Source organism: Klebsiella sp. 2680 (genome assembly GCF_900198535.1).
Taxonomy (GTDB): Bacteria; Pseudomonadota; Gammaproteobacteria; order Enterobacterales; family Enterobacteriaceae; genus Klebsiella; species Klebsiella indica.
On the sequence record NZ_FZNJ01000001.1, the window covers coordinates 1,191,660 to 1,213,174 of the forward strand.

A 21,515-nucleotide genomic window follows, 5' to 3' on the forward strand; every position below is an offset into this window, starting at 1 on the left:
GCCCGACGATGCAACGTGGCGGTATGATGAATGCCTACGTATTCCTGCAGGCAAAGGCGAGACAGCATGGATTACAAACAGCAGATCCTCAATATATTGCATAGCGAAGCGAAATCCCGGACTGAGATAACCAAACGGCTGGGCGTGACTAAAGCGTATATCACTAAGCTGACAGCACGCCTGTTGGATGAACAGCTCATTGAGGAGCGGGAAATCAAAGATCCGACTTTTGGCCGCCCGCAGCAGCTACTGGCAGTGAAAACCGGTCAAGCCTGGAGTGCCAACATTATGCTACGTAAAGGCAGTTTCCAGGCCACGCTCAATGATTACAATACCCAGCCGCCGCCGCTGGCGACCCTGAGTTTTCCCCTGCCAGAGGAAATGACCCCAGATCAACTGATGCGCTTTATTACCGCTGGCGTGGCGCAGTTATGCGAACTGGCCAGACTGCCCCGAACTTCGCTCACCGTTGCCAGCGTTGCGCTGCAGGGCGGGATCGAACATTTCACTGGCATCGTGCGTTATTGCCCGCTTTTTCAGGAAAGCAATGTCAATCTCGCCGCCTTACTTGAGAAAAATCTCCGCCTCCCGACCCGCATCTATAACATTGCACACTGTACCAATTATCTGCTGGCTAAACGCTCACCCGGCGACGCCTACGTGGCGTTTATGCCCGGATTCGGCAGCCTCGGTTACGGTTACTGTACCCACGGTGAACCCGGGCTGGGCGAAAACGGCTTCTACCCGGAAATTGTTCATCTCCCCTGGCCCGGGGGGCTGGAACCGGCATTTAATGTTGCGGAGAACAATAAACCCGCCACCGTGCTTACCACTGCACGCGCACTCTATTTTGCGATTTGCTGTACCGCGCCGATTCATAATATTAAGCGGGTGATTGCTACCGGCGAATTATTCGAAGATTACGGCGAGGATATTCTGCCGCTTGCACAGAAAATGCTGGATGAAAGTCCTAATGCGCATATTCGTGAAATACGCATCCACCATTATAAGACCGGACACAATTACGGATGGAAGGGATTAGTACAGCTCAGTTCAGACAGTATTACCAGACTGCGGGTATAGTGCGAGTATTGCGCTTCTTCCCCAGAGACGCCCGTTAACAAGGCCGGTCCGCACGATGCTGGCTGGATGGACAAACGCCCAATGCCGCCTCCGAAGAGAGGCAGCATTGCGGCGTGTATGGGAAGCCCGGAAAGCATACGCTCCCGGGGCGATAAAGGGTTAGTGGCTCAGCGCGCCGTTGATCAGGATCGAGGTAATAATCCCGGTCGCGGCGGCAATCAGCACATAGTTGCCGTCAATATATGACCAGTGCTGCCCGCTCGGCGGCGGCGGCAGTCCGCGATCGTTCCAGTCATCGACCCGATAATCCTTGCCGCGGAAACGTTGCGGGGCGGGTTGACCTTTACGGAAATCATGCCCGTTCCACGCAAAGTGATCCTGCTCATGGCGTTCCTGATGGCGGTTATCGTGCGATCCTCTGCCGCCGGGACCACCGCGATCCGATCCTCGATTACCGCTATTCCCTTGATGATTGTTGGCCTGCGCGCCGTTACCCGGCCCCTGCTGGCGGTTACCGTCCGGGCCGCCACGTCCAGCATTTTTTTGCCAGATCTGCTGCTGACCCTGGTCGTTGCCGCCAGGGCCATCAGCCCAGGAGACAGAAGTAAACGCGCAAGATAAAATAATCGCCAGTGAAAGAATTTTTTTCATAGTACACCTCCTGATATATTTCTTTTTTAACGTATAAATGTGGAGGAATAGTGAATAGTAAAACATCCAGGACAATTCCTGGCATATCCGTGATGATACGTTTAGAATATTAGCCTGACGCTAAATAAACGCTCCAGACAAAAAAGGCCGCTTTCGCGACCCGTTTGTAGAGAATTGTCAGTGATTATTCAGTGACTTTATTTTTTAATTCTTCGGCACCTTGTTTGGTTTTATCCCAGCCTTCTTTACTGACCTCTTTGGTTTTATTCCAGCCCTTCTCAGCGCCCTCTTTGGTTGCATTCCAGCCTTTCTCCGAGCCTTCTTTGGTTTTATTCCAGGCCTTTTGTGCGTCTTCGCTGACCTTGCTACCTACGCTGTCGCTTTTCCCTTCCGCAGCGTGTTTGGCTTTCAGCTTCTGCTCTTCACCCTGATGCTGGGCTTGATGCAGTTTTTCCTTCGCCGTATTGGCCGTTTCGTGAGCCGCCGCGACGGTATCGTCGGTTGCGTGTGTCGTGGCAGCAAAAACAGGTGCGGCTACCAGAATCGCAGATAATGCAATCATTGCTTTTTTCATATAATGTCCTCTCTCTAACTTACTTCATGTTATGAGTTGCATTCAGCATGGCACAAAATTCTGTTATCTGGCTTTAGGGATTGTTCTTAAAACTGGTTTTCTCCGATTCAATCGCCCTTTTCCCCGCGATACCCCAGTTCGGGCAGCGCGAATAGATGTCAACAAGTTTGTTACATTTTATGTCATTTCCTGCTGATATACTTACCGTTTATGTTTGCACAAGAATAATTCTCAGAATCATTATATTTATACATCCTGACTAATTCGAATTGTATAAAGGCGGCGCGTAAGCGAGCCCCCCGGTGCTTGATTTCCGTCATTAACTGGAATGAGTGGCAAATCTGCCGGGAGCAGATTTGAACGCCGCTTGCGACGGCCCGTGGGAGGGCCGAGTAATCCGCAGCCAACACACATGCAACTTGAAGTATCACGGGTATCAATCAGCAAACGGAACGCATATATTATGGCAAGAAAACCCGCAGCAAATTCACTCCGTCTTATTAGCGCAGCACTACTCTTCGCCCCATTTTTCAGCCATGCCACGCAATATCCACTCACCGTAACCGACCTTGCCGGCCGCAGTATTACGCTCAGCCATGAGCCGCAGCGTATCATCCTGCAGGATGGCCGCGATATTATGGCGTTGGCCCTGCTTGATCGCGATAACCCCTTCAGACGGCTGGTCGCATGGAATAACCTGGCCAAAAGACAGGATATCAACACCTGGAAAATGCTGAAAACGAAGTGGCCTCAGTCGGTTAAAATTCTCGATATGGGCTTTAGCGATAAGGGGAACGTCGACCTTGAAAGCGTGATCTCCCGTCATCCGGATCTGATGATTGCCCAGCTGCGCGCCAAACCGGCGCTGGAAGAAAGCGGTATTATCCACAAACTCAGCGCGCTGAATATTCCGGTGCTGTTCGTCGATTATGAAATCAATCCCGGCAAAGACACGGCGCCGAGCATTGACCTGTTAGGCCACGTTCTCAATCGCGAAGAAAACGCCAAAGCCTATACCGACTACTATCGTCAGCAACTGGATACCATCCGCCAGAAAACCGCGACGATCACGCCGAAAGCCAACGTCTTTGTCGAGGCGCTGGCGGGCAATAGCGATGCCTGCTGCTTTACCCACGGCCACAGCGGTTGGGGCGCACTGGTAGAAACCGTCGGCGCAAACAATATCGGCTCGCAACTGCTCCCCGGCGCATCAGGTTTTGTCTCCCTGGAAAAGGTGATCAGCATGAAACCTGACGTCTATATCATGACGGGCTCCAAACGCGGTAATAGCCAGGTACTGCCGCTGGGTTATCAGGTCAATGCGCAGGCGGTCAATCGCCAGGCGCAGGTGCTGCTGTCACGTACCGGGGTGAACGACATTCCGGCGGTTAAAGCGCAACGCGCGTACGGCATTTACCACCACTTCTACAACCATCCGTGGAATATCGTCGGCATGGAGTATCTGGCGAAGGATATCTATCCGCAAACCTTCCGCAACCTGAATCCTGACGATACCTGGCGCTACATCGTCCATCATTTCACCACCCTGCCTGACCTGCCGTTCGTTTTTTCCTGGCAACAAGGTGAGTAACGCCCCATGAGTTCAACGACTGAACCCGGTATCGGCGCGCACCGCGTCGATAGCCATGGCGTGATGGCCAACTACCGCAGCATCGTTCGTCGTCGTGTCACGATGATACTGCTGCTGGTGCTGCTGATTGCCGCCTCGCTGCTGCTTGACTTCGTCATGGGGCCGGCGGGCCTGTCGCTGCGTACCCTGTGGCAAACGCTCATTGACCCGGCCAACGCCAGTGCCGGAACCCGGGCTATCGTCTGGGATATCCGCATGCCTTATGCCCTGATGGCGATTGTCGTCGGCCTGGCCCTCGGTCTCGCCGGGGCAGAGATGCAGACCATCCTCAATAACCCGCTGGCAAGCCCGTTCACCCTTGGCGTCTCCTCCGCGGCGGCATTCGGCGCCGCGCTGGCTATCGTGCTGGGGATCGGTATTCCTGGCATTCCGGGACAGTGGTTTATCCCGGCCAACGCCTTTATCTTCGCTCTGCTGGCGGCGCTGCTGCTGGATGGCATTACGCGCTGGACGCAGGTCGCCACGTCCGGAGTGATTCTGTTTGGTATCGCGCTGGTATTCACCTTCAATGCGCTGGTATCCATGCTGCAGTTTGTCGCCAACGAAGACACCCTACAGGGGCTGGTATTCTGGACCATGGGCAGTATTGACCGCGCGTCCTGGCAAAAGGTCGCGATTCTGTTCGCCGTACTGGTTGTGGTGATGCCGTTGTCGTTGCTTAGCGCCTGGAAACTGACCGCGTTGCGCCTCGGTGAAGATCGGGCAATCAGTTTTGGCATTGATGTGCGTCGTTTGCGTCTGACCACGCTGCTGCGCATCAGCATTTTATCGGCTCTTTCGGTCGCGTTTGTTGGGCCAATCGGCTTTATCGGCCTGGTTGCGCCACATATCGCCCGCTTGCTTTTCGGTGAAGATCACCGTTTTTATCTTCCGGCCAGCGCGCTTACCGGCGCGCTGGTGCTATCGCTGGCCTCGGTCGCCGCAAAAAATCTGATCCCCGGCGCGATTATTCCGGTTGGCATCGTGACCTCGCTGGTAGGCGTGCCTTTCTTCCTGAGCATTATCTTACGCCGTCGGGGGCATGTATGAGTGACCATTTATCCGGGCTGTCGCTGACCCATTTCAGCGCGGGTTATCCCAGACGACCAGTGATTCGCGATCTCACGGTACCGCGACTGCCCCGCGGCAAAATCACCGCCCTGCTCGGTCCCAACGGCAGCGGCAAATCCACGCTTATGCGAGCGATGGCCGGACTGGGGCCATCCAGCGGCGAGCTGTTGCTGGATGGCGAAAACCTGCTGGCGCTGCCCTTTGCGCGGCGCGCGGAAAAAGTGGTTTATCTGCCGCAGACGCTGCCCGCTGGCGTGCATCTGCACGTGCTGGAGTCGATAATTGTCGCCCAGCGCGCCGCCGGCGGTATGCACAATCCGGAAAACCAGACGCAAGTCATGTCGCTGCTGCGCCAGTTAGGCATTGCGCATCTGGCGCTAAGCTACCTTGACCAGCTTTCTGGCGGACAGAAGCAGCTCGTCGGTCTGGCGCAATCGCTTATCCGCCAGCCAGCCCTGTTACTGCTGGATGAACCGCTCAGCGCGCTGGACCTGAACTATCAGTTCCACGTAATGGATCGGGTACGCCAGGAGACGCAAACGCGCAATATCATTACTCTGGTGGTGGTTCACGATATTAATATCGCCCTGCGTCATGCGGATCATGTGTTGATGCTGAAAGAGGGGCAATTGCTGGGGGATGGTACGCCAGCCGAGGTGATTACCCCGCAGACCTTAGCCGCGGTTTACGGCGTGCGCGGACGCATCGAACCCTGTTCTCAAGGGGTGATGCACGCCATTATTGATGGTCTGGACACGGCGGGTGTTTAAACCTTACGGTTTTTATGTTTCAGCATGGTATAAGCCGCTCGCATATTCTCCCGGGCAGCGGCGCATTGCGCCTTACCCGGCAACAAAACCCGGAACCGCAGCGCACGTTGCTTCAGCAAGCATAGCCAATTCCCGTTTTTTGCCCTGGCTCGCACTTTTCCGCATGTGACATTCCCCTTACCCTGCCGCTATGTTTTAATAAGCTAAACCGGTTTAATTAAGTTTAGCTTTGGAGAAATACCCGCATGAATGCAAAAGTTTGGGTTCTGGGCGACGCGGTGGTCGACCTGCTGCCGGAAAGTGAAGGCCGCCTGTTGCAATGCCCCGGCGGCGCGCCGGCTAACGTGGCGGTAGGCGTCGCCCGCCTGGGCGGCGACAGCGGTTTTATCGGCCGCGTCGGCGACGATCCGTTCGGTCGCTTTCTGCGTCATACCCTGCAGCAGGAACAGGTCGACGTCAGCCATATGTTGCTTGATAGCCAGCATCGTACCTCTACCGTGGTGGTTGATCTTGACGACCAGGGCGAGCGAACCTTTACCTTTATGGTGCGCCCCAGCGCGGATCTGTTCCTGACAGAGGACGATCTGCCCGAGTTTACCGCCAGTCAGTGGCTGCACGTTTGTTCCATCGCGCTCAGCGCCGAACCCAGCCGCAGCACGACTTTTGCGGCAATGGAAAAGATCAAACTCGCCGGTGGTCGGGTCAGCTTTGACCCCAATATCCGCCCGGACCTTTGGCAGGATCAGGAACAGTTGCACGCCTGCCTCGATCGCGCCCTGCGCCTGGCAAACGTGGTAAAACTCTCCGAAGAGGAGCTGGTATTGATCAGCGGCAGCGATGATCTCAGCCAGGGCATCGCCAGCGTAAGCGAGCGCTATCAGCCTGAATTACTGCTGGTGACTCAGGGAAAGGCGGGCGTACTGGCCGCGTTTCAGCAACAGTTTATCCATTTCAGCGCCAGGCCCGTTGTCAGCGTAGACACCACCGGCGCGGGCGACGCCTTTGTCGCCGGACTGCTTGCCAGCCTTGCCGCCAACGGGATGCCGACGGATATCCACGCCCTGGAGCCCACGCTAACCCTGGCGCAAACCTGCGGCGCACTGGCCACCACGGCCAAAGGCGCGATGACCGCGCTCCCCCGGCAGCGCGATCTTAATCGCCAGTTTTGATCCTTCCGGCCGCCCTGCGCGGCCCACTTTGTTGCCTCCATCACAATTATTAAATCGGTTTAGCAATTTATATTCCCTGATGTTAAAGGTCATGTTTAACATAGTGACTAAACCGATTTAGCAAAAACATAGTCTTTTCATTTTACCTTTGGGATGCAACCAGTATGTACAAAAAAAGCACACTCGCGGTTCTTATCGCTTTACTAACCGGCGCCGCCTCAGCCCACGCGCAAACGGATCTCAGTAGTATCGAAGCACGTTTGATAGCGCTGGAAAAACGCCTGCAGGATGCTGAAAACAGAGCGCAAACGGCGGAAAATCGCGCCGAGTCGGCGGAGAAAAAAGTCCAGCAGCTCACCACGCAGCAGCAAAAAACGCAGGCGAATACGCAGGAAGTCGCCCAGCGTACCGCCAGACTTGAGAAGAAAGCCGATGAAAAAAGCGGTTTTGAGTTCCACGGCTACGCGCGCTCCGGCCTGTTAATGAATGACGCGGCTTCCAGCAGTAAAAGTGGTCCTTATTTGACCCCTGCCGGGGAAACCGGCGGCGCAATTGGTCGTTTGGGTAACGAAGCCGATACTTATGTTGAATTGAACCTCGAACATAAACAGACGCTGGATAACGGGGCTACCACTCGCTTCAAAGCCATGCTGGCAGACGGACAAAAAACCTATAACGACTGGTCGGCAGACTCCAGCGACCTGAATATCCGCCAGGCGTTTGCTGAACTCGGCAACTTACCAAGCTTTGAGGGGCCATTTAAAGGCTCCACGCTATGGGCCGGTAAACGTTTTGACCGCGATAACTTTGATATTCACTGGCTCGATTCCGACGTGGTGTTCCTCGCCGGGACCGGCGGCGGTATTTACGACGTAAAGTGGAATGACCGCATTCGCAGCAACTTCTCTCTTTACGGGCGTAACTTCGGCGATCTGGAAGATGTTGATAACAATGTACAAAACTACATTCTGAGCATGAACCACTTTATTGGCCCGCTTCAGGTGATGGTGAGCGGCCTGCGGGCAAAAGATAACGATGATCGTAAAGACGCCAACGGCGATCCCATCCAGACCGATGCCGCCAATCACGGCGTGCATGCGCTGGTTGGCCTGCATAACAACAGTTTTTACGGTCTGCGCGAAGGCAGCAGCAAAACCGCGCTGCTCTATGGCCACGGCCTGGGCGCGGAAGTCAAAGGTATCGGCTCGGATGGCGCATTGCTCTCCGATGCCAACACCTGGCGCTTCGCCAGTTACGGCACCACGCCGCTTAGCGAACGCTGGCACCTCGCCCCGGCGGTACTGGCGCAAAGCAGTAAAGACCGTTATGTCAAAGGCGATAGTTACGAATGGGTCACTTTCAACATGCGGCTGATCCAGGAGATCACTCAGAATTTCGCCCTTGCCTGGGAAGGCAGCTACCAATACATGGATCTGCATCCCGAAGGCTACAAAGATCGCAATGCGGTTAACGGCAGCTTCTATAAACTCACCTTCGCCCCGACGTTTAAAGCGGGCAGCATCGGTGATTTCTTCAACCGTCCTGAACTGCGCCTGTTCGCCACCTGGATGGACTGGAGCAAAAAACTGGATAACTACGCCAGCGATGACGCCTTCGGCAGCAGCGGTTTCAACGCTGGCGGCGAGTGGAACTTCGGTATTCAGATGGAAACCTGGTTCTGACGGTAAAACCTGCCGACGGAAACAGCCGGGGCGATGACGCGCGTTTCATCGCCCCGGACACAATCACGACTCAGAGATTGCGCCCCGCCACCGCGGGAGCAAAACACACGAATTATTACGCATTCAGAGGGTACTATGGATTTTGAACAAATTTCCCGCTCGCTGCTTCCTCTTCTGGGAGGCAAGGAAAATATCGCCAGCGCCGCGCACTGCGCCACCCGCCTGCGCCTGGTTTTAGTGGATGATGCCCTGGCCGACCAGCAGGCCATCGGTAAAATCGAGGGGGTTAAAGGCTGTTTCCGTAACGCCGGGCAGATGCAGATTATTTTTGGTACCGGAGTGGTAAATAAGGTCTATGCCGCCTTTATTCAGGCGGCGGGGATTGGCGAATCCAGCAAATCGGAAGCCGCCGACATCGCAGCGAAAAAGCTTAACCCTTTCCAGAGAATCGCCCGCCTGCTGTCGAATATCTTCGTGCCGATTATCCCGGCTATCGTCGCCTCCGGCCTGCTGATGGGCCTGCTGGGAATGGTCAAAACCTACGGCTGGGTCGACCCGAATAACGCCATCTACATCATGCTGGATATGTGCAGCTCGGCGGCGTTTATTATTCTGCCGATTCTGATTGGCTTTACCGCCGCCCGCGAATTTGGCGGTAACCCCTATCTTGGCGCGACGCTTGGCGGCATTCTGACCCACCCGGCGCTGACTAACGCCTGGGGCGTGGCAGCCGGTTTCCACACCATGAACTTCTTCGGCCTTGAGATTGCCATGATCGGCTATCAGGGCACGGTGTTCCCGGTATTGCTGGCGGTGTGGTTTATGAGCATCGTTGAGAAACAACTGCGCCGCGTGATTCCCGATGCGCTGGATTTGATCCTGACGCCGTTCCTGACGGTGATCATTTCCGGTTTCATCGCCCTGCTGATTATCGGCCCGGCCGGTCGCGCCCTCGGCGACGGTATCTCGTTTGTCCTTAGCACCCTGATTAGCCATGCGGGCTGGCTGGCCGGCCTGCTGTTTGGCGGTCTTTATTCGATAATCGTGATTACCGGTATTCACCACAGCTTTCACGCCATCGAAGCCGGACTGCTGGGTAACCCATCCATCGGCGTCAACTTCCTGCTGCCAATTTGGGCCATGGCCAACGTCGCCCAGGGCGGGGCCTGTCTGGCGGTGTGGTTTAAAACCAAAGATGCAAAAATCAAAGCGATTACCCTGCCATCCGCATTTTCTGCCATGCTGGGGATCACTGAAGCGGCGATCTTTGGTATCAACTTACGCTTTGTGAAACCATTTATCGCAGCGCTGATCGGCGGCGCGGCGGGCGGCGCGTGGGTGGTATCAGTACACGTCTACATGACCGCGGTTGGCCTGACGGCTATTCCCGGCATGGCTATCGTGCAGGCCAGCTCGCTGCTGAACTATATTATCGGCATGGCCATCGCTTTTGGCGTCGCCTTTGCGGTCTCCCTGGTGCTGAAATACAAAACGGACGCTGAATAATGTCACTTCCATCACGCCTGCCTGCGATTTTGCAGGCCGTTATGCAGGGCCAGCCGCGCGCGCTGGCCGACAGCCACTATCCTCGCTGGCACCATGCGCCAGTGACCGGGTTGATGAACGATCCCAACGGTTTTGTTGAATTTGCCGGGCGCTATCACCTGTTCTATCAATGGAACCCGCTTGCCTGCGATCATAAATTTAAGTGCTGGGGACACTGGAGTTCAGCCGATCTGCTGCACTGGCGGCACGAACCCATCGCCCTGATGCCCGACGAAGAGTATGACCGCAGCGGCTGCTACTCCGGCAGCGCGGTGGATAACGACGGTACCCTCACCCTGTGCTATACCGGCAACGTAAAATTCGACGACGGCAGCCGAACCGCGTGGCAGTGTCTGGCAACGGAGAATAGCGACGGCACCTTCAACAAACTGGGCCCGGTCTTGCCCCTGCCGGAGGGGTATACCGGTCATGTGCGCGACCCGAAAGTCTGGCGGTATGAAGGTCGCTGGTACATGGTACTGGGGGCGCAGGATCGGCAAAAACGCGGCAAGGTACTGCTGTTTAGCTCCGCCGATCTCCATCAGTGGCGCAATGAAGGCGAAATCGCTGGCTACGGTATCAATGACCTGCACGACGCGGGCTATATGTGGGAGTGTCCGGACCTGTTTCCGCTCAGCAACCAGCATGTTCTCATTTGCTGCCCGCAGGGGATCGCCCATGAGAAAGAGCGCTACCTGAATACCTACCCGGCGGTGTGGATGGCCGGAACTTTCGATTACGCCAGCGCCGCGTTCAGACACGGTGACCGCCACGAGCTGGACGCCGGGTTCGAGTTTTACGCGCCGCAAACCATGCAGGCCAGCGATGGCCGCCGCATTCTGGTCGGCTGGATGGGCGTGCCGGATGGCGAAGAGATGCGCCAGCCGACGCTGGCCAACGGCTGGATCCATCAGATGACCTGTCTGCGCGAACTGGCATTGATCGACGGTAAACTTTATCAGCGACCGCTGCGTGAACTGAGCGCCCTGCGCGGCGACGCCCACGGCTGGCAGGGAGCCGCCCTGCCGCTGACACCGATGGAAATCGTGCTGGAAACCGCCGCCAATGATACGTTAAACATCGATTTCGGCGGCGCGTTAACCCTGGAGCGCGATACCCGCGGTATCCGCCTGGCGCGGCGTAGCCTGGCCTGCGACGAAACGCACTATCGCTACTGGCGCGGCGAAGTTCGCTCGCTGCGGATTTTCATCGACCAGTCGAGCGTGGAAATTTTCATCAACGAAGGCGAAGGGGTGATGAGCAGCCGCTGTTTCCCGAACTATCCGGCGCAACTGGTTTTCACCGGCACAACGCCAGGCGCATTCTGCTACTGGCCGCTGCGGACATGCATGGTAGAATAAGCGTTTTGATTTCAGGCTCATGGCGTCGTGATGAAAACCAAACGCGTTACCATTAAAGATATCGCCGAACTGGCGGGGGTTTCCAAAGCCACCGCCAGCCTGGTGCTGAACGGACGTGGCAAAGAGCTGCGCGTAGCGCAGGAAACCCGCGAGCGCGTGCAGGCAATTGCCCGCGAGCAGCACTATCAGCCGAGCATCCATGCCCGCTCGCTGCGCGATAACCGCAGTCATACCATCGGGCTGGTGGTGCCGGAGATCACCAACTACGGCTTTGCGGTATTTTCCCATGAGCTTGAGATGCTGTGCCGCGAGGCGGGCGTTCAGCTGCTTATCTCCTGTACCGACGAAAATCCCGCTCAGGAGAGCGTGGTGGTCAGTAATATGATTGCCCGTCAGGTAGACGGGCTGATCGTCGCCTCCTGTATGCATAACGATGCCGATTACCTGAAACTCAGCGAGCAGTTGCCGGTGGTGCTGTTTGACCGCTGCCCCAATGAAAGCGTGCTGCCGCTGGTGATGACCGATTCGGTGGCGCCCACGGCAGAGCTGATTGCCCGCATCGCGCCTCAGCATAGTGACGAATTCTGGTTTTTAGGCGGCCAGCCGCGACTCTCTCCGTCCCGCGATCGTCTGGCGGGATTTACGCAAGGTCTGGCGCAGGCGGGTATTGAACTGCGCCCGGAATGGGTGATCAACGGCAACTACCATCCCAGTTCCGGTTATGAAATGTTTTCCGCGCTCTGCGCCCGTCTTGGTCGGCCGCCGAAGGCGCTGTTTACCGCCGCCTGCGGGTTGCTGGAAGGCGTGCTGCGCTATATGAGTCAGCACCATTTGCTGGATTCGGACATCCATCTGGCAAGCTTCGACGATCACTATCTGTACGATTCGCTGTCGCTGCGTATCGATACCGTCCAGCAGGACAATCGCCAGCTGGCCTGGCACTGCTACGATCTGATAAACCAGCTGATTGATGGCAACACGCCTGAGCCGCTACAGCGCTATCTGCCCGCGACGCTACAGTTTCGACATCGTTGATTCACAAACAGTTTTTAAAATGCCCCACCAGAATGAGATATTGCGCGCAGCTCTGCCGGGTGGCGGCTGATGCCTTACCCGGCCTACAAAACCCATAATATCCCCCAGGCGATGAGTTTTCCGTAGGCCCGCGCAAGCGCAAGCGCCGCCGGGCAATTCCGGAAAAGCGCACTTTGTCAGCCATCTGCGACGACTTTCGTCATGTCATTATCTCTTCTGGCGCGCCTGCAAAAATGAAAAGGATATTTTCCAGGTCATCTGGACCGTTTCGAGATAATGAGTCAACTCAGTCAACCATGTTCCATAAAAGAATAAAAAAGAGCTATTCCCCCCTATTAATAGAACACGGTCACGCATCCAGGCCTGCTATCCGCACCAGATGCACGGTAAGCCACAGTAGCTCGTTACCGCCGAGGGCGATATCGAGCTGGGTTTTAACATAATCGCGGATCCGTTGTGCGCAGCGGTAGGCTTCCGGATACTCCTTGATCACCTGCGCCAGCAGAAAACTGTCCCGCGCACGATCCAGTTCCCCTTCCTGCAAACGCTGGAGGAAGAACTGCATATGGACCAGAAAACGCGAGTAGTTAATCGATTCGGTGTCTATCTCCTGCTTAAAGTGGTACTGCACGAGATTAAAAATATCCTTCAGCATTTTCACCGACTGCATAGCCTGCGCCACGTCGTCGCCCTCACTCTGGCCGTTCACCAGATGAAAAGCGATATTACCGGCTTCCTCTTCCGGCAGTTCGATGCCGTACTGCTGACGAATAATCGTCACCGCCTCGCTGGCGACGCGGAACTGCTGCGGATAAAAGCGCCTGACTTCCGGCAGCAGACGGTTTTGAATAGCGATGCCTTTGCGACTGCGCTCAATGGCAAACGTCAGATGATCGGCGAGGGTAAAGAAAATCTGCTCGCGCACCTTACTGGCAAGCTGCATATTGGCACGGGAAATAATCATGGCGGCCATTTCGATAACTTCATCCGGGATGGCGGAGAGCGCATCAAGATAACCGCTGCGTTTACCGAGCGTCCGGGTTACAAACAGCTTCTCTATCTTCTCCGGGGCAATTTGATCCCCCGGCCTGCTATTGAAGCCAATGCCTTTTCCCATGACGATAACATCCCTGTTATCGTCATCCAGTGAGAGCACCAGACTATTATTAAGCACCTTCTGAACAATCATCTCTAAGACTCATCGTGGTTACCGTTCTGCGCGATGACATCCTTATACCACCAGAAGCTACGTTTGCGGATCCTTTGCAGACTCTTGAGATCATCTTCGCCGCGATCGACATAAATAAAACCGTAGCGCTTGGCGTATCCCTGATGCGTGCTGACAACATCAATCGCCGCCCACGGACAGTAGCCCATCAGCTCGACGCCATCGGCAATCGCCAGGCGCATTTGCTCAATATGCGCCTGCAGGAAGGCAATACGGTAATCATCGTTCACCGTACCGTCTTGCTCCAGCTTATCCGGGGCACCCATGCCGTTTTCACTGATCAGAATCGGCAGGCCGTAGCGCTCGCACACTTTACGCAGCGTCAGGCGCAGACCCACCGGGTCGACCACCCAGCCGTAGGGCGTTTTGCCGACCCACGGATTTTCCGCGGGCCGATACACGCCCTCCTCGCCCAGCATGATTTGCTGGTCGCCCGCACGGGGGGCAACATCCCCGCCATCACCCCGGCTGGCGGCAATAGTCGCGGTCGAGTAGTAGTTGATGGCAATAAAATCCGGTCGTCCCTGCTGCAAAATCAACGCATCCTCTGACTGGACGTCCGGCGCGAGGCCGCGATCCTGCATATAAGCCCATGCCAGGGCGTTGTAGCGGCCATGCACCGCAACATCAAGAAAACTCCAGCAGCGTAGCGTTTCCCAGTTATGCGCGGCGATAGCGTCTTCCGGTTTGCAGCTTTCGGCATACATTGAAGTGGTATTGATCGCCGGGCCGATGCGCAGCCCGGGAAACTCGCGGTGACAGAGCGCAAAAATCCGCGCCTGAGCCAGCATCATATGGTGATTCTGCTGGTACAGCGCCTTCTTATCCGGCAGTTCGCGATCCGCGGGCACGCCAATTGCCCCCGGATGCAGGATCATGGTGTTCTGTTCGTTGATCGTCAGCCATAGCGGGACTTTATCAGCAAACTCGCTGAACAGCAGCCGGGCATAGCGCACGAATGCGTCTCCCGTCTTACGGTTCAGCCAGCCGCCTTTCAGCTCCAGCGCCCAGGGTAAATCAAAGTGATACAGGGTGACAATCGGCGTGATCCGATGGCGAATCAGGGCGTCGATCAGGCGGTGATAAAATGCCAGCCCGCCAGGATTTACCGGACCGTCACCGTCCGGGATCACCCGCGACCAGGCGACCGAGAAGCGATAGGCCTTCAGCCCCATCTGCGCCATCAGGGCGACATCCTCCTCCACGCGATGATAGTGGTCGCTGGCGATACGAAAGTCCGCCGTTCCCGGCGGATGGCTGAGCATATCCACCACCGACGGCCCTTTACCGTCTTCATTCCACGCCCCTTCAACCTGATAGGCCGATGTCGACGCGCCCCACAGAAAATCGTCCGGGAACCGGGCCTGTTGCTGATAGATCATACTTGCGCCTCCTTAACGGATTGCACCATCAGCCGATCGCCGAAATCGACCTGTGCGGCAGCGGTCACACTCAGGGTGTGCTGCTCATCGCCGTTCACCACAACCACCGGCGTAATCAGGTCATAACCCGCCTGCTCAATCGCGGCGATATCAAAGCGAATCAGTTCCTGCCCGCTTTCCACCTTATCGCCCACCTTCAGGGATGAACTAAAGTGCTGACCGTTAAGATTAACGGTGTCGATACCAATATGAATCAACAACTCAAGACCGCTTTCGCTTTGCAGGCCAACGGCGTGGCAGGAAGGCAGGAACATCATCACCGTGCCATTAAAGGGGGCGCGCAAGATCCCTTCCTGCGGACGAATCGCCACGCCCTGTCCAAGCAGACCGCCGGAAAAGACGTCGTCATTCACTTCGCTTAGCGCCACAGTCTCGCCGCGCAGCGGGCTCAGTATTTCAGTGTCACCTTCACTTTTTGGCGTAACGGCGGGCTGCGGAATCTCACTCACCTCTGCTTGATCCTCTGGCGTATCTTTAAAGGCAATAAACCAGGTCAGGATAAAAGTCACCACAATGGAAATCGCGCAGGTCACCAGCGCGTGAACAATGTTCATCGGGTTTTCACCGATAAACGCGGGCAGCGCCGCAAGCCCAGGGGAAACAAACGCGTAGCGCACCAGCCCGCTCACGCCGGCATATACCCCGGCGCAGCCGCCGCCGATCATCGCGGCGATCAGCACGCGACGGTACTTGAGCAGTACCCCGTACAGCGCCGGTTCAGTGATCCCCAGCAGCGCGGTAAAGCCTGATGACGAAGCCAACTGGCGCAGGCTGCTATTTTTAGTCTTCAGCGCCACACAAAGCGTCGCGGCGCCCATCGCCACGTTTGACGCCAGCATGCCCGGCCCGTTAATCATTTCGTAGCCGTTTTTACTCAACTGACCGGTCGCGATGGGCGTCATCGCCCAGGCGGTGCCGGTAATAATCAGGAAGGGTTGCAGGGTGCCCATCAGCATCGGGATTAACCAGCTGGCGTGGCGATCAATAGCGCCTGCGCCCGCCGCCACCAGATCGTTCAGCAAAATACCCGCCGGGCCGACAACCACCAGCGCCAACGGCGCGGTGATCAGCAGAATCAACATCGGCTTAACAAAGAACTTGATAATCGACGGCGAGACCTTTTCGGCAAAGCGCTCAATCCACGACATCAGCCATACGGTCAGAATGATCGGCAGCACCGACCCGGCATAATCGGAAAGCAGAACATGAATACCGACGAAATCGACGGCTTTCCCCGCCGCCAGCATCTGGCCAATTCCCGGATGCAGCAGCACGCCGGCCAGGGTCATCGCCAGAATCGGGTTACATTCAAACTTCAGCGATGCGCCATAGGCCAGCAGAACCGGCAGGAAGAAGAAGGCGGCATCGGCAATAATATTCAGCAGTTGATATGTCGAACTGGTCTCGTTGATCAACCCGGTCAGCTTCAGGATCGCCAGCAGCGCCTTAATCATCCCCGCGCCGGTAATCGCCGGGATAACCGGGGTGAAGGTGGTTGAAATAACGCTGATAATGCGCGCGACGATGCCGTTGGGTTTGGCGTTTTTATCCCCTCCGCCCGGACTTTTTTTCTCCGGCAATGCTTTGTTGAGCAGGCGAAAAACCTGCTGCACCTCATTGCCGATCACAATCTGGAACTGGCCACCTTTCTCCACCACGCTGATCACGCCGGGGATAGTGCCAATCTGCGCATCATTGACCTTCGCGCGATCATTAAACTCCATGCGCAACCGGGTCGCGCAATGGGTGAGCATACGGATATTTTCCGCCCCGCCCACCGAGTGAAGGATTTTGTCTGCTGTTTCGTTATAGTTCATAGTGTTCCCTGGTGTTGGAGCAAAAAAAAAGACCAAAACAGAGACGCTCCCCTTAACGGGAGAGCATTTCTATTTTGGTCTTGCCTGCTTTCGCAGTAGCACGCCATCATAAAAATGGGTTATTTCGGCGAATTATCTTAGCGGCCTTTGACTATTTCAACGGCAGCCGCATAAAAATGTGAGCCAGGTTAAGTAAATTGTCAACAACTACATCGCTGGAGAGCGTCGCCAATGCATCTGATCTCGACGCGACGTCAATCGCTAAATAGCCCACGGCAATTCAGCCCGCGGGCTATTTCACCTTAATGTTTTTTGCGATTACGCCGCATATCGATGGTCACCGCCGCGACGATAATAATGCCTTTGATAATGTCCTGCACGTAGGCGTCAACGCCAACAAAGGTAAAGCCGCTTTTAATCAGGCCGAGGATCATCGCGCCAATTAAGGTTCCGGTAATTCGCCCTACGCCGCCCATCAGACTGCTGCCGCCGATGACCGCCGCGGCGATAGCGTCCAGCTCATAGGACACGCCCATGTTCGACTGTCCGCTGCTGACGCGCGCCGCCAGTACCACGCCCGCAAGACCGGAAAGCCCTCCGGCGATGGTATAGACGATCACCAGATATTTATTGACGTTGATGCCGGATACTTTTGCCGAAGTCATATTGCCGCCGATGGCGTAAACGTATTTACCATAGCGGGTGTGTTTGAGGGTGATATGGAAAATCGCGGCGACAACGAAGAAAATAATGACCGGCATCGCGCCCTGGCCGATAGCCGTAAAGCTGTCGGATAAAAAGCTGACCGGGTTACCCTGCGTGTAGTACTGCGCCAGGCCGCGCGCGGAAACCATCATCCCCAGCGTGGCGATAAACGGTGGGATACCGGTGCGGGTGACCAGAAAACCGTTGGTTAATCCACACAGCAGACCAACGCCGATCCCGGCGCAAATGGGGATTACCGCGGGTAGATTAACCAACGACGGAAACATCGGCGACAGGCTGTCGGAGGTTTGCGCGAGGCTCGCCGCAACCACCGCGGCCAGGGCAATTACCGAGCCCGATGAGAGGTCAATGCCCGTCGTAATAATGACCTGCGTGACCCCAACGGCGATAATACCGATAATCGCCACTTGCAGAACAATTAATACCAGACGATTGGTGTTTAATAAAAAGGACTGGTCGCGCACGTACCAACCGGCGATTTCAAAAATCAGGGCAATCACCAGCATAACGATAAATATCCCGGTATCTTTCGGCAGCTTGTGGCGTAATTGCGCAACGAAATTGGTTTTTTCATTGACCGGGGTCGCTGTTAATTTCATATTACTCATTCTTTGTGCCTCAGTGGGATGCCAACGACAAAATGGTTTCCTGGTCGGCATCCTCTTTATCAAGAATGCCAGTAATACGCCCTTCATGCATGACCATCACCCGATCGCTCATGCCAAGTATTTCAGGTAATTCAGACGAAACCATAATCACCGCCACGCCGCGGTTCGCCAGTTCGCTGATCAAATGATAAATTTCCGCCTTCGCGCCGACGTCAATACCGCGCGTCGGCTCATCGAGAATTAATATTTTTGGCTGAGCTAAAAGCCAGCGAGCAATAAGCACTTTTTGCTGATTACCGCCGCTGAGGTTATTAATAATCTGATCCATCGTTGGCGTTTTAATATTCAGGCGGCGGATCTGCTCCATGCAATCTTCAGCCATTTTCAGGTGCTGAACAAAACCCGTTTTACCAATATATTCCGGCATTTTAACGATACTCATATTCTCCAGTACCGATAACACCAGGAACAGACCGGATTTTTTACGATCCTCGGTCAACAGCGCCATGCCTTTTTCAATCGCCGTTGAGGGAGAATCAATCGTGACCGGGATACCGTCAATCAGCACCTCGCCGCTGTCGACTTTTTCCATTCCAAACAGGCTTTCCATCACTTCACTGCGCCCGGCTCCCACCAGACCCGCGACGCCAAGAATTTCTCCGCGTCGCACGTTAAAGTTGATATCGTGAAACACCCCCTTACGTGACAAATTACGAACGGTTAACACCTCTTCGCCGATGGTGTTATTAAATTTGGGAAATAGCTGGGTCAGCTCCCGTCCGACCATCTGGGTAATAAGCGACTGACGGGTAAATTCCGCGGTCTGTTTACTGCCGACCCCGGTCCCATCGCGAAATACGCTAATTTCATCGGTAATCGTGAAAATTTCATCCATCTTATGGCTGATATAGATGATGGCTTTTCCCTGCTGGCGTAAGTCACGAATAATTGTAAACAGGTGCGCCACTTCGCTTTCGGTTAAAGCTGAAGTCGGTTCATCCATAATCACAATATCGGCGTTCCACGAAACCGCTTTGGCAATTTCCACCATCTGCTGAGAGGCGATGCTTAAATCCCCCACCAGCCGCTCGGCAGATAAACGGATATTCAGTTTATTCAGCAGTTCCTGAGTCTGGCGGTTAAGCTGACGATGATCGACAAAACCGTATTTCATCGGCTCACGACCCAGCCAGATATTTTCCGCGACCGTCATGTGCGGCACCAGGTTAAGTTCCTGGTGAATCATTGAGATCCCGGCTCGCAATGCATCCATCGTATCCTGAAACTGAACCGGTTCCCCTTTAATACGGATCGCCCCTTTATCGGGGCGATAGATCCCGATAAGGCATTTCATTAACGTCGATTTCCCGGCACCGTTTTCGCCCATTAAAGCGTGCACCGTCCCTGGGCGCACGCGTAATGAGACGTTATCGAGCGCTTTCACGCCGGGGAAGAATTTGCTGATACCTTCGGCTTCAAGTGCAAAAGCGTTCATGCATCTACCTCCGTACCACTGAACGATTATTTCTGGTTGCGGTTCACAAACTCAGCCATGTTGTCTTTGGTGATCAGCTGGTAAGGAATATCAATGATTTTTTCCACTTTCTCGCCGTTGGCCAGCTTCACGGCGGCCTCCACTGCGCCTTCGCCCTGCCCTTTCGCATCCTGGAAGATGGTGGCGATCATTTTGCCGTTTTTCAGCATTTGCAGCGCATCGGGGGTACCATCCACCCCGGCGACAAGGATATGATTCGGGTTCCGGCCTAACGCCTGCAGCGCGCCAATCGCCATTTCATCATTGTTGGAGGCGATGGCCTGAATATCTTCGCCGCTGGTCATCCAGTTGCTGACCACGTCAACGGCATCATTACGAATAAATTTGGCCGTCTGTTTTTGCACAATTTTGATACCAGGGTATTTAGCCACCACCTCTTCAACCCCTTTGGTCCGGTCGCGGGTCGATTCATTCGCCAGATCGCCGAGCAGGATGGCGACGTTGCCTTTGCCGTGCATCGCTTTCGCTAACGCTTCCATCTGTAAGCGTCCCGCCAGCACGGAATTGGAGCCGACATAGGCCATTTTGTCGGTCAGTTGCGCCTGGGGACGACGGTTGACAAAGACCAGCGGAACGCCCGCTTTAGTGGCCTGGTCCATAATCGGTTTCACCGCATCGGTGTCTACCGGGTTGACGATAATGGCATCAACGCCCTGGCCAATAAAATTCTGCACCTGCTGTAACTGCTGTGAGACATCGCCTTTGGCATCTTCCACCTGCGATTTAACCCCCTCTTTCTGCATCTCTTTTTGCATTGCGGTACGCAGAATAGTCAGGAAATTGTCATCGAATACCGCCATAGACACACCGATCGAAATATCTTTCGCCATCACAACCGCTGGCAACATGCAGGCCATTAAAGAGACAACAACCGTTTTCTTGATATTCATAGTTGATCCTTTATTCACAGGTACATCGGTTAGGTAAGGTAAAATGAAAATTTAATTTCATTAATATCGTTTTAAACGCCTGTTTTTTCAGCACCACGAAAAAGTTCCCTCGCGGTACAGCGCTCTGTTTTTGACAAAAATCACAAAATAAAGTTATTTTTGAGTAGTTTTTAAAACATCAGTCCATTTGTTATGGATGAAAAATTTCAGATTATTTATTTCATTAATGTCAAACATGAAACTTTTATAATTAAATAACTGAAATGAAAATTTTAAAACTGCGCATTAACAAAATTTTGACACACATCTAACATTGACGCATAAATGCGCAAAAAATGAGAGGCAGACGACGGTTTGAAGGGAGGAGTGCCATTATCAACAACGGTCTAAAAGGGGGAAATTTGACGAATGCCGATCGGTTAAGCGAGTCATCGGTGTTGTCTTCTGTATCATTTGCCTGCGGGGAGCGCTTCTTTCGGGGAAGTCTGGCGATAGCTCTCCAGGCGCTGTCGCCCATAAAACCCGACGATGTTGTCAGGCCTGCAACCACATCAAGCTTTTGCCAAAACCACCGATTAACCGGACCGCTCAACCAGTCACAAAAATGGGTGACGCCGCGTTAACTAATCCGCATCAGGGAATTTGACGCGATAAATTTCAGGGTATCCGCAACGTGGC

General features: G+C 54.8%; 17 protein-coding genes. 9 read left to right on the forward strand and 8 right to left on the reverse strand.

Features of this window, described 5'->3' with window-relative positions:
• Positions 1-66 precede the first annotated feature (66 nt).
• Positions 67-1,083, forward strand: coding sequence for an ROK family transcriptional regulator (locus tag FN037_RS05680; protein ID WP_142501712.1), 1,017 nt, complete (start codon positions 67-69; stop codon positions 1,081-1,083).
• A 159-nt stretch (positions 1,084-1,242) separates the two neighbouring features.
• On the opposite strand, the gene FN037_RS05685 is transcribed toward FN037_RS05680, so the two are convergent.
• Together FN037_RS05685 and FN037_RS05690 are read right to left on the reverse strand one after the other, a co-directional pair.
• Positions 1,243-1,734: an RcnB family protein gene (locus tag FN037_RS05685; protein ID WP_138359132.1), complete on the reverse strand. Its 492-nt coding sequence runs from the start codon at positions 1,732-1,734 to the stop codon at positions 1,243-1,245.
• A 184-nt stretch (positions 1,735-1,918) separates the two neighbouring features.
• Positions 1,919-2,308 (reverse strand): hypothetical protein, encoded by a 390-nt coding sequence (locus tag FN037_RS05690; protein ID WP_138359134.1) that lies wholly within the window; start codon positions 2,306-2,308, stop codon positions 1,919-1,921.
• A gap of 463 nt (positions 2,309-2,771) precedes the next feature.
• On the opposite strand from FN037_RS05690, the gene FN037_RS05700 reads away from it, so the two are divergent.
• From FN037_RS05700 to FN037_RS05735, 8 genes are all read left to right on the forward strand, one after another.
• The gene (locus FN037_RS05700) at positions 2,772-3,899 is read left to right on the forward strand and encodes an ABC transporter substrate-binding protein (protein ID WP_142501713.1); all 1,128 of its coding nucleotides are present in this window, start codon (positions 2,772-2,774) and stop codon (positions 3,897-3,899) included.
• A 60-nt stretch (positions 3,900-3,959) separates the two neighbouring features.
• Positions 3,960-4,988, forward strand: a complete 1,029-nt coding sequence (locus FN037_RS05705) for an iron ABC transporter permease (protein ID WP_171034811.1) — start codon at positions 3,960-3,962, stop codon at positions 4,986-4,988.
• Positions 4,985-5,779 carry an ABC transporter ATP-binding protein gene (locus FN037_RS05710; RefSeq protein WP_138359140.1) on the forward strand — a complete coding sequence of 265 codons (795 nt, stop codon included), beginning with the start codon at positions 4,985-4,987 and terminating at the stop codon, positions 5,777-5,779. Before FN037_RS05705 ends, FN037_RS05710 begins: the two co-directional genes overlap by 4 nt.
• Before the next feature lie 245 nt (positions 5,780-6,024).
• Positions 6,025-6,948 carry an aminoimidazole riboside kinase gene (locus tag FN037_RS05715; RefSeq protein WP_142501714.1) on the forward strand — a complete coding sequence of 308 codons (924 nt, stop codon included), beginning with the start codon at positions 6,025-6,027 and terminating at the stop codon, positions 6,946-6,948.
• Positions 6,949-7,112: 164 nt separating this feature from the next.
• Entirely contained in the window at positions 7,113-8,630 is a 1,518-nt protein-coding gene (locus FN037_RS05720; RefSeq protein ID WP_142501715.1) for a carbohydrate porin, read from the forward strand.
• A 135-nt stretch (positions 8,631-8,765) separates the two neighbouring features.
• Positions 8,766-10,136 carry a sucrose-specific PTS transporter subunit IIBC gene (locus FN037_RS05725; RefSeq protein ID WP_138359146.1) on the forward strand — a complete coding sequence of 457 codons (1,371 nt, stop codon included), beginning with the start codon at positions 8,766-8,768 and terminating at the stop codon, positions 10,134-10,136.
• Positions 10,136-11,536: a sucrose-6-phosphate hydrolase gene (locus FN037_RS05730; protein WP_142501716.1), complete on the forward strand. Its 1,401-nt coding sequence runs from the start codon at positions 10,136-10,138 to the stop codon at positions 11,534-11,536. The genes FN037_RS05725 and FN037_RS05730 overlap by 1 nt, the downstream gene beginning before the upstream one ends.
• Before the next feature lie 30 nt (positions 11,537-11,566).
• Positions 11,567-12,571: a LacI family DNA-binding transcriptional regulator gene (locus tag FN037_RS05735; RefSeq protein WP_138359150.1), complete on the forward strand. Its 1,005-nt coding sequence runs from the start codon at positions 11,567-11,569 to the stop codon at positions 12,569-12,571.
• Positions 12,572-12,920: 349 nt separating this feature from the next.
• On the opposite strand, the gene licT is transcribed toward FN037_RS05735, so the two are convergent.
• The 6 genes from licT to FN037_RS05765 all read right to left on the reverse strand — a co-directional run bounded on the left by licT (position 12,921) and on the right by FN037_RS05765 (position 20,837).
• On the reverse strand, positions 12,921-13,760 hold the full coding sequence (gene licT, locus FN037_RS05740; RefSeq protein ID WP_138359152.1) for a BglG family transcription antiterminator LicT: 840 nt from the start codon (positions 13,758-13,760) through the stop codon (positions 12,921-12,923).
• A 2-nt stretch (positions 13,761-13,762) separates the two neighbouring features.
• Positions 13,763-15,181 carry a glycoside hydrolase family 1 protein gene (locus FN037_RS05745; protein ID WP_138359154.1) on the reverse strand — a complete coding sequence of 473 codons (1,419 nt, stop codon included), beginning with the start codon at positions 15,179-15,181 and terminating at the stop codon, positions 13,763-13,765.
• A complete protein-coding gene (locus FN037_RS05750; RefSeq protein ID WP_142501717.1) occupies positions 15,178-17,058 on the reverse strand; it encodes a beta-glucoside-specific PTS transporter subunit IIABC in 1,881 nt (626 codons plus the stop codon). Before FN037_RS05750 ends, FN037_RS05745 begins: the two co-directional genes overlap by 4 nt.
• Before the next feature lie 302 nt (positions 17,059-17,360).
• Entirely contained in the window at positions 17,361-18,383 is a 1,023-nt protein-coding gene (locus FN037_RS05755) for an ABC transporter permease (RefSeq protein ID WP_171034812.1), read from the reverse strand.
• Between the two features lie 19 nt (positions 18,384-18,402).
• Positions 18,403-19,887 carry a sugar ABC transporter ATP-binding protein gene (locus tag FN037_RS05760; RefSeq protein ID WP_138359160.1) on the reverse strand — a complete coding sequence of 495 codons (1,485 nt, stop codon included), beginning with the start codon at positions 19,885-19,887 and terminating at the stop codon, positions 18,403-18,405.
• Positions 19,888-19,913: 26 nt separating this feature from the next.
• Positions 19,914-20,837 (reverse strand): sugar ABC transporter substrate-binding protein, encoded by a 924-nt coding sequence (locus tag FN037_RS05765; protein ID WP_138359162.1) that lies wholly within the window; start codon positions 20,835-20,837, stop codon positions 19,914-19,916.
• Positions 20,838-21,515: the final 678 nt, after the last annotated feature.